The sequence below is a fragment of the Dactylosporangium fulvum genome (genome assembly GCF_025137375.1).
Classification (GTDB): domain Bacteria; phylum Actinomycetota; class Actinomycetes; order Mycobacteriales; family Micromonosporaceae; genus Dactylosporangium; species Dactylosporangium fulvum.
Map to the genome: position 1 here is coordinate 9,819,249 of NZ_CP073720.1, position 9,001 is coordinate 9,828,249.

Consider the following 9,001-nt stretch of genomic DNA (forward strand, 5'->3'; position numbering starts at 1 on the left):
ATGCTCGAACTGCTCGACATCACGAAGGTCTACAAGGGGCAGAAGCGCGCCGTCGACGGCCTCACTCTGCGCCTCGAGCCGGGCCTGCTGGGGCTGCTCGGTCCGAACGGGGCTGGCAAGTCGTCGCTGCTGCGCATCGCCGCGACGGTCATGCGGCCGACGGGCGGGCAGGTGCGCTTCGACGGCACCGACGCGGTCGCCCGCCCGGGTGCGCTGCGCCGGGCACTCGGTTATCTGCCGCAGGATTTCGGCGTCTATCCAAACCTGACGGCTCGCGAGTTCCTGGCCTACCTGGCCGCGGTGAAAGGGCTCTCGAGCCGTTCCGCGAGGTCCCGCATCGACGAGTTGCTCGAGTTGGTGAACCTCACCCACGCCGCTCGGCGGCCGCTCGGCGGCTTCTCGGGCGGCATGCTGCGCCGCGTCGGCATCGCGCAGACGCTGCTCGCCGACCCGCGGGTCGTCATTGTCGACGAGCCGACGGCGGGCCTCGACCCCGAGGAGCGGGTCCGGTTCCGCAACCTGCTCAGTGACCTCGCCGCGGACCGGGTCGTGCTGCTGTCGACGCACATCGTCTCCGACATCGAGTCGGTCGCGACCCGGATCGCGGTGATCAAGGACGGCCGGGTGCGGCTCGACGGGCGCCCGGAGGACCTGTTGCGGACCGTCGCCGGTCACGTCTGGGAGGTGGTGGTGCCCCCTGAGGCTGCGGCCGGCATCCAGCAACGATTGCTGACGACGCGCCTGGTGCGCACCGCCGACGGCGTGCGGTTGCGCGTGCTCGCGACGGCTCGCCCGCTGCCGGACGCGGTTCCCGCACCGCCGGATCTGGAGGACGCCTATCTGGGTGTGGTGCACCGGTGACGGGGCTGTGGGGCCTGGCGCTGGCGGACTTCCGCGAACGGGTGCGGCGTCCGGCGTATGCCTTGATGCTCCTGTCGGCGATCGGCCTGGGGTGGCTGGCGGTGCCGGCGCGGGACGCGCACTGGGTGGTGCTGGACGCCGGCGGATATCGGGGCGTCTACACCAGCGCATACGTCGGCCTGGTCACCGCGTTGACGAGTGCGCTGTGGCTCACGTTCGTCGGCTTCTACCTGGCCCGGGACGCCGTCGCGCGGGACGAGCGGACCGGTGTGGGCCGGCTGCTGGCCGCGACGCCGCTGCGTTCCGGCGCGTATCTGGCCGGCAAGTTCCTGAGCAACCTGTTGCTGCTCGGCTCGATGGCGGCGGTCCTGGCGGTCACCGCGCTGGCGCTGCAGTTGCTGCGGGGCGAGTCGCGGGCCGTCGACCTGGCCGGGCTGCTGACCCCGTTCGTGCTCCTGGCGCTGCCGATGCTTGCCGTCACGGCCGCGGCGGCCGTCCTGTTCGAGACGACGCCGGTGTTGCGCGGCGGGTTCGGCAACGTGCTGTGGTGTTTCGTCTGGATGGTGGGTGCGGTCGCCGGTCAGTCGCCGGACGCGCCGCTGGGCGGGATCGGCATGGCGCACGTGACCGCGTCGATGGCCGCGGACCTGGCGGGCCGCTCCCCCGCACCGGAGGCGCCCGGGCTGGGGCTGATGTTCGTCGACACGCCCCTGCGGACGTTCGAGTGGTCGGGTCTGCCGCTCACAGCGCCGTTCGTCGGCGGCCGGGTGGCCCTGACGGCGCTCGCCGTCGGGCTGGCGCTGCTGCCGGCCCTGTGGTTTCACCGGTTCGACCGGCCGGCAGCGAGCGGCAGGAGCGTCCATAGTGGACCGGAGCCGCGCAGCGTCTATCGTGGGCTGCCGCAAACGGTGCCGTCGCCCGGCGCGACCGGGGTCCGGCTCTTCCAGGGTGAGCTGCGGATCCTGCTGCAGGGCACGCCGTTGTGGTGGTGGCTGGGCGCCGGGCTGCTCGCGGTGGTGAGCCTGGTGGTGCCGCCCGGGCTGATGCTCGCAGCCGTCTGGATCTGGCCGATCCTGCTGTGGTCGCGGCTGGGCACACAGCACACGACGTCGGGTGTGGCCGCGATCCTCGCCGCCTGCCCGGCCACGCGCGGGCGTCTGCTCGCCGAGTGGGCCGCCGGGGTGGCGCTCGCCGCGTTGACGGGTGCCGGCGCGGCGGTGCGGATGGCGGTCATCGGTGACGCGGCGGGCCTGCTGGCCTGGGCGGGCGGCGCGCTGTTCATCCCGGCACTGGCGCTGACACTTGGCACGGTGACCGGTGCGCCGCGGATGTTCCAGGCGGTCTACACCATCTTGTGGTATTTGATGATCAACAACCTGCCGGCGCTGGACGTCATGGGTGCCCTCCGCGACCACGGCGAGCCGCGAGGCCCGAGCCCGGTCCTCGTCACCGGGCTTGGCCTCGCGGGCGTCGCCGTGTCGTTCGCCGTGACGACACTGCGTCACGCTCGTCGTTAGGGTCCGTACCAGACGTGGGTGCCCCGACCGATCGGCGCGGGCGGCGGATAGGTCTGCGTGGTCCGCCAGTTCGCATCGAGCGCCCTGACCTCGTCCGCCGCGATCAGGACCGCCGCCGCCGGGACGGTTACACGGATCTCGGGGAATGTCCCCGCCGGCTCACGCGGCGATCGCCTGGTTCGTCGAGAACACGTTGGTCGGATCGTACGAGCGCTTGACCCGCAGGAGGCGGTCACGGTCGGCCGGGGACCAGTTGGCCAGCAGCGCCTCCGGGCCGGCGGAGCCGGAGAAGTTCATCAGGCCGCCGGGCACGATGTCGTCGCCGGCGGCGGCCAGCACCGCACCGATGCCGGCGTCCACCGCCGGCCGCAGGTCGGGCAGGCCGAGGCCGATGGTGAACAGGGAAAACGCGGCGCCTCGGCCGCTGACCGCGTTCGGCACCGCGGCGGGCCGGGAGAAGGCGCCGCCCAGCTGCCGCAGCTCCACCATGACCAGCGGCAGGTCCACCTGCGGGCCGGCGACGGCGAGAATCCGGTCGATGGTGCCGGCGGAGAGGCCGCCGAGGAGCACCCCGCCCTCGTGGGAGGGCATCGGGTCGACCGGGTCCTGGTGGACGGCGTCGACGGCCGTGTAGGGCAGCTCGCCGACGCCGTCGATGAGCGCCGGTGCGACGGCCCGCATCGGGGCGACCAGCCGGGTGCCCTCCTCGGCGCTGCCCTGGTAGGCCACCCGCAGGTGGGCGACGAACGCCCCACGCAGCGGCTCCGGCAGCTGCGGCAGCGGCGGGAGCCGCAGCAGCGCCACCGACGTGGTCATCTCCTCCGGCAGGCCGGGCGCCCACTGACGGTATGCGTGCAGCACCTCGGCGGCGTGGGCCGCCGGGAAGTAGATGCCGCCGCCGAAGAAGGCCGGCACCTCGAACAGGCCGAACTCGATCGCGGTGACGATCCCGAAATTGCCCTTGCCGCCGCGCACGGCCCAGAAAAGGTCGCTCTCGTGGTCGGCGTCGATGGTGCGCACGGCACCGTCGGCGGTGACGATCTCCACCGATCGGACGTGGTCGGCCGCGAAGCCGAAACGACGGCCCAGCGGCCCGGTGCCGCCGCCCAGCGTGTAGCCGACGACGCCCACCTGCGACGAGGAGCCGTTGAGGGGCGCCAGGCCGTGCGGCGCGGCGGCGTTGATCACGCTCGCCCAGCGGACCCCGGCGGCGGCACGAGCGGTCCGCGTGACCAGGTCGACGGTGAGGTCCTGCATGCGGCTCGTCGTGACGAGGACACAGTCCTCGGCGGGCCGCACGGCGCCGTGGCCGGTCGCCTGCACCGCGACGGCGAGTCCGTGCCGGCCGGCCCAGCGCACGGCCGCGGCGACGTCATCGGTGCCGGTCGCGCCGACGATCACCAGCGGCCGGTGCTGCGTCGCCACGTTCCACGTGGCGGCCTCGGCGGCGTAGCCGTCGTCGTCGGGCAGCAGCACCGGGCCTTGTACGGCGGCGGCGAGCTCGGGCACGCTCCGCGTGGCGGCGGAGAGGTCGGTCAAGGACATGGTCATGAGAAGTCCAATCAGCCGGGCGTCCCACGGTCCGGGGCGCCGATGGCATCACTGTGCGGGAGTCCGCTTGTGATCCAGTTGGTCAGGACTTGAGATCGGCTTGCACATCGACCTGTGCGGCACTGGCCGCCACCAGGTGGACGGCGCCGATGCCACGGTGCAGCGCCAGCGCCGTCTCGGCATGGACGGTGGCCGCGGCGGTGTCGCCGATCCGGGCGGCCAGTTCGGCGAGGACGAAGTGCATGGAGCCCCACGTCGCGCAGGAGCTGCCGAGCGTGGACCACTGGTCGGCGAAGGGCAGGATCTCGCCGTACAACTCCCGTGGGTCCGGCGTGCCGAGCCTGGCCGCCACCAGGCCCCACTGGAACGCCACGAAGTTCCAGCTCCACAGCATCTCGTGGGCGGAACCCCAGCGGCCGAGCAGCTCCCGGGCGAGCGGCTCGTCGCCGGACTCACACGCGGCCAGGACCGCGGTCGGGCGCAGCAGCTCCAGCTGCGGCTCGTCGGCGCTGCGGACGAGCTCGTCGCGCAGGTCGGCGTGGCGGCCCTGGAAGCGCCGGCTGGTGTAGAGCAGCACGAGGCGGATCCACCCCGCGCCCCACAGGCTGGTGTGCTCCTGCAGGGCGAACGCCTCCTCGACGAGCCGCTCGGCCTCGTCCCAACGACCGTCGAGCATGGTCCGCCCGGCCCGCGCGTAGGCCACCTGGGCGCCGAGGAGCGGGGTCCGGATCCCTTCCATCAGGCGGCGGGAGCGCGTCAGATCGGCGTCGAACCCGGCGACGTCCCCGGCCGTCATCGCGTTCATCATCCGGTGCAGCCGTGCGGTCACCTCGATCGTGGGCGGCAGCGGGTCGATGGTGAGCAGCTCGTCGACGATCTCGCGGCGCCGCTGCTCACGCTGCGGAACCCAGGCGACGTTCCAGTAGTTGTTGAGCGTCCGGACGAGCAGCTCGCGGTCGCCGGTCCGCCGTGCGCTCGGATGATCATCGCCGCGCCAACGACACTTGACCCGTCACCTCTCCAATTCCGCGTCCAACCGCCACAGCTGCATCGGGACTCCCCGCTGCCATCGACGGCACCTGCGCGGACGCCCGCTGTTTTTCTGGGCCGTGACCATCCCATTGCCCGCAATGCTCCACAAGGGACGGCGCGGGACATCACCGATCGTCCCCAAAGGCAGGCTACCCCGAGAATGACCCGTAAGTGATCTTGTGGACCATGTACCGACAACGTACTTGTCGACACAGACTCGGTCCAAGTCTCGCTTTTCGCGGCCACGTGCCTGGCTCTGGATCAGGTACTTTGCTTCCGGGGACGGCCTCGTCGGGGTGGCTGAGGGCGCCACCGTGCCAGATCGTCTGTGGTGAGGTGCAGGCGGTTGAGCCAACCGTCGAGCGGTGCTGGAGGCGATGCCGCTGGGCTCAAGCTGATGGACTGCCCCGTCCACGGCTGGATCTCGCACAGCGCCGCGAGCAGCGCCACCAGGGTTTCTCGGTCGGGGGTTGCCGCGGCGATGTGGCGCTCGACCAGGTCAGTGAGAACCTGCGCCTGCTCGGCATGGCTCCACCCTGCCCAACCGAGGAGAAGATCCTGCCTCTGCTTCGAAGAGACCGGATACGACACGAACCGCTCCTGCGGAACATCGCTCTTGCCGCGTAGCCGCCAGTAGCTGGGCTTGAGGAAGTCGCTTTGAATATATTTGGCAGGCACGGTGATTTCGCCCCGTATCTGGTTGGCGTGACGATGGTTGCCCGTCGCGCGGGCAGCGTCCTCTAGGCGCTGTAATTCCCATACGGACTCCCAGTCGACCCTCTTCGCAAGTCCGGATTCCTTGTATCGCAGTGCGGCCACGCAGGGAACGTGTTCGTCGGCGACGAGTTCCTGAAGTACATCGACGAGGTCCCGGTCGGGTGCGTACAACCCTGCGGCCTCGACCGCAAATGGGTCTGACCGCAGCACGTCGGCCAGCCACCCGACGGTACGAGGCCGGGCACGCGCGCCACTTTGGGGCGAGTCGGGTTGGGAGATGGCGGATTCGCCCTTGTCCAGTAGCCATTCGCGTAGCGCCTCGGCCTGCATCGAGTCCCAGGGTGCGGTGGTCCACCGGCGCTTGTTTTCGGGCCGTTCCAGCACGGCAAGACGGGGATCAGCTTCGATGGCATTGATCCGGGCGTTGACTAGTTCTCGGTATTCATCCCGCCAGTGCGCCGGTAGGTCGGTGGTCGGGTGAGATCCGTGGCGGGCGAACCACTGCGTCGAGTTGTCGGCGGTGGCTGCGACGCCCCGCGCGAGCGCGATCTCAAAGGCCCGTTCCCCCAACTGTAGTAGCGGAATCAACGAGGGGCTGGCCGCAAGTGCCGAGTCCGGAAGGAGCCCATATCGGTGGTAAACCTCCCAATCCTGCTCCTCGGCGAGCGCAATCATTCGAGCCCGAGTCTGCTCCCACTGCTCCCGACCGGCAGCCAGGCGTTCTGCGGTCGGTGCACCGGCGGCGATAACTGCGGCTGGCGTCGACTCGGCTAGCTGTACGGCCAGATAAGCCAGATCTTCGCCGTACCGGGTGCACCGGTCTGCGGGTAATGGCAGCTCTCGCAACCGAGCCGGGGTGTACTCATAGGTGTCCTCCCATGGTTCACCTTGAGTGCCGGGAGTTTGGTGGATGCTCGACACCCCCTTGCGATTGCTGACCTGCTTGAGCCAGAAGCAGACCGTCGAGCTGTTGAGGAGTGCGACCAGGTCGTATAGCTGCTTGGACGGCGTGTCCGGTGCCAGTTCGACCACGGGTGCTGACGGCAATGTGAGATCGGCATCAAGCACGGCGAAGTGGGGATGGGTGGCTACCCAGGCGAAGGTGATCCGGCGGTGCCGCTGTTCAGGAGCACCGGTCACGCTGTGCCAGTCGTACCAAGCTCTGCCGCCGCTGATGAAGGTGCGATCCGAAAAGTACGAGCGGTTGCCAAGCATGGTCCGAAACGGCCAGAGCCGGTGATGATGGCCGGGAACCTCATTGATGTCGATGGTGCTCAGATTTGTGTGGTAAGGAAAGAAACCTGATTTTGATGGCTTCGCTGTCCAGTCGCGGACATCGGAGCCAGTGAGCACGCCAACTACGTACTCGCTCTCGACGTTCAGCCTGGACCAGACGCACGGTGGTGCGGTGAAGACATCATCGGCGCCGGTGTTGGCCAGGTACCCGATCCGCGGGGCGAGATTACCCAATTGCAGCGAACTGGTGATCGATCGCATGACATCGGCCGACCGGTTCGCGGCGAGACTCCAGGGAAACGACCTGAGTGAGTCCCTGGTACGTGCAGTCGACTCGGTCCATCGATCGGCCCGGCCGGGCCCCCTGGCATGGTCGACGATGGACCGCCACACCAGACCTTGGGACGGATCGGACGGTGCCGCCGGCTCACCGTGGAGTCCGGCGACTACGAGGATCGAGTCTGAGTCCCGGCCCGGCCGGTTGCGACCAGTGAGAATGAGCGTCGGCGCACCGTGTCCGGGAATGAACGCGCCGGAGGTGTCCACCACCTGGGTCAGTGTGACCCGCGTGGCAAGGAAGTCCTCGATGAGTCTGCGGCCGAACTCCCGTTTGGTGAAAGAGTTCGAGGTCAGCAGCCCGACATAGCCAGCCTGCTCGCCGTCTCCAGCGCGGGCCAGCTGGAAGCAGAGCTGGATGAACGGCACCGTCAGGGAGTACTTGCCAGTGCAGGCGTCGTAGCGCTCCCGGTATCGCGCGTCGAGGACCTTGTCGCGCACGGTTACGTACGGCGGGTTGCCGACCACCACGTGGTACCGACCCGCTTTCAGCAACTCCGGGTGCTGGTCGAGGTCGTCACCGGATCCCAGCAGGGCATCGCCCGCGGCGACGTGCAGCGGCCAGGGAGTCGTCGGGATCGTGCCGGCCGCAGCACGGGAGGCGACAAGGAGTCGGAACCGCGTGATCAGGACGGCGTTGCGATTGATATCCACACCGTGGATCGAGGCGAGGGCTCGGCGCACCCGCTCGGCTGCCGGCATGCCCGGGGTGATCTCGCTCCAGCGCGCGAGCAGCCGGTGAAAGGCGCCGAGCAGGAACGTTCCGGAGCCGCAGACCGGGTCGAGCACGGTGATCTCGTCGAGGTCGAAGCGCTCGATGGCTGGTTCGAGGGTGAGGTCCAGGATGAATCGCTCGATGAAGCTAGGTGTCTGGAGTAGGGAGTACCGAGCTCGGGCGCGTTCGGACAGGTCCTGGTAGAGCTCTCCCAATAGTTGTGTGCCGAGGGCCGGATCGCTGCAGACATAGCCCGAACTGTTTTGCTGGTCCCAGCGCTGCCAGAACGTGGTGAGCCTCTGGGCGGCCCGTTTGGACAGTATCGGGAGGTGCCCTGGCGTGATTGCGGCGGGAGCGACTGCGAGCCCAGCGGCTAGATTCTCGAACCGTGACAGCCACCAGTCGCGATCGTCACCGACCGGAGCGGTCGTCGAGATTAGGTCGTTGTCCTCGGCGTACCGGACGCATACGGTACCGAGCACCCAGCCGGTGACGATCTGGTCGAGCTGGTCCTCGCGCCAGTCGGTCCAACTCGTTGACGTGCGACCCGTCGTCACGGCATCGGTGTACGCGGTCCGAAGCTCTACTGGTTCGGCTGGGTCCGCGAACTGGTCATACAGATCGTCACCCAATATCCGGACAAGGTCCTTGATATCGCGCAGGAAGGTGGGCTGGGTCACGCGAGCTCCAAAATTATGGTGACGGTGTTAAGCGACTCTCCTGCTACTGTACCTGGCATGAGGACGGGCGGGTTCCGATGAGGGGCATCCACTGGTCACACGCGATCATCGGCTCCGGCGGTGTCGGTATGGCCGTGCTGGACCGGCTACCCTGGCCCGCGCTCATCATCGGCGGGCTGGGCATTTTCGCGTATCGCTGCTTGGACCGGTTTCTGCGGCACCGCGAGCGGATGGCGGAGGTGCAGGTCGAAAGGGAAGCGGTCGCCCGAGGCGATAGCGACCGTATGCCGGAGCTGGTCGCCGCGGTCAACGCGGGTGCCGTGCCCGTTGTACACAGTTGATCTGAAGGCTGGGGG

At 69.0% G+C, this 9,001-nt stretch carries 6 protein-coding genes; 3 read left to right on the forward strand and 3 right to left on the reverse strand.

All coding sequences use genetic code 11. The annotated features are described in order from the left end of the window. Together Dfulv_RS45240 and Dfulv_RS45245 are read left to right on the forward strand one after the other, a co-directional pair. Positions 1–861, forward strand: a complete 861-nt coding sequence (locus tag Dfulv_RS45240; protein ID WP_259859967.1) for an ATP-binding cassette domain-containing protein — start codon at positions 1–3, stop codon at positions 859–861. After that, positions 858–2,378 (forward strand): hypothetical protein, encoded by a 1,521-nt coding sequence (locus tag Dfulv_RS45245; RefSeq protein ID WP_259859968.1) that lies wholly within the window; start codon positions 858–860, stop codon positions 2,376–2,378. Before Dfulv_RS45240 ends, Dfulv_RS45245 begins: the two co-directional genes overlap by 4 nt. A gap of 159 nt (positions 2,379–2,537) precedes the next feature. Here the strand turns inward: Dfulv_RS45245 and Dfulv_RS45250 are convergent, their stop codons facing one another. The 3 genes from Dfulv_RS45250 to pglX all read right to left on the reverse strand — a co-directional run bounded on the left by Dfulv_RS45250 (position 2,538) and on the right by pglX (position 8,645). Further along, positions 2,538–3,929, reverse strand: coding sequence for an FAD-binding oxidoreductase (locus tag Dfulv_RS45250; RefSeq protein WP_259859969.1), 1,392 nt, complete (start codon positions 3,927–3,929; stop codon positions 2,538–2,540). Between the two features lie 82 nt (positions 3,930–4,011). Beyond that, positions 4,012–4,725, reverse strand: coding sequence for a hypothetical protein (locus tag Dfulv_RS45255; RefSeq protein ID WP_259859970.1), 714 nt, complete (start codon positions 4,723–4,725; stop codon positions 4,012–4,014). A 497-nt stretch (positions 4,726–5,222) separates the two neighbouring features. Beyond that, complete coding sequence (gene pglX, locus Dfulv_RS45260) at positions 5,223–8,645, reverse strand: BREX-2 system adenine-specific DNA-methyltransferase PglX (RefSeq protein ID WP_259859971.1); 3,423 nt, start codon at positions 8,643–8,645, stop codon at positions 5,223–5,225. A 128-nt stretch (positions 8,646–8,773) separates the two neighbouring features. Here pglX and Dfulv_RS45265 point away from each other — a divergent pair, with 128 nt between their 5' ends. Then, positions 8,774–8,986 (forward strand): hypothetical protein, encoded by a 213-nt coding sequence (locus Dfulv_RS45265; RefSeq protein WP_259859972.1) that lies wholly within the window; start codon positions 8,774–8,776, stop codon positions 8,984–8,986. Positions 8,987–9,001: the final 15 nt, after the last annotated feature.

Coding starts and splice junctions, on each gene's coding strand:
- Dfulv_RS45240 (WP_259859967.1), top strand. CDS start 1: ATGCTCGAACTGCTCGACATCACGAAGGTCTACAAGGGGCAGAAGCGC.
- Dfulv_RS45265 (WP_259859972.1), top strand. CDS start 8,774: ATGGCCGTGCTGGACCGGCTACCCTGGCCCGCGCTCATCATCGGCGGG.
- Dfulv_RS45250 (WP_259859969.1), bottom strand. CDS start 3,929: ATGACCATGTCCTTGACCGACCTCTCCGCCGCCACGCGGAGCGTGCCC.
- Dfulv_RS45255 (WP_259859970.1), bottom strand. CDS start 4,725: ATGACGGCCGGGGACGTCGCCGGGTTCGACGCCGATCTGACGCGCTCC.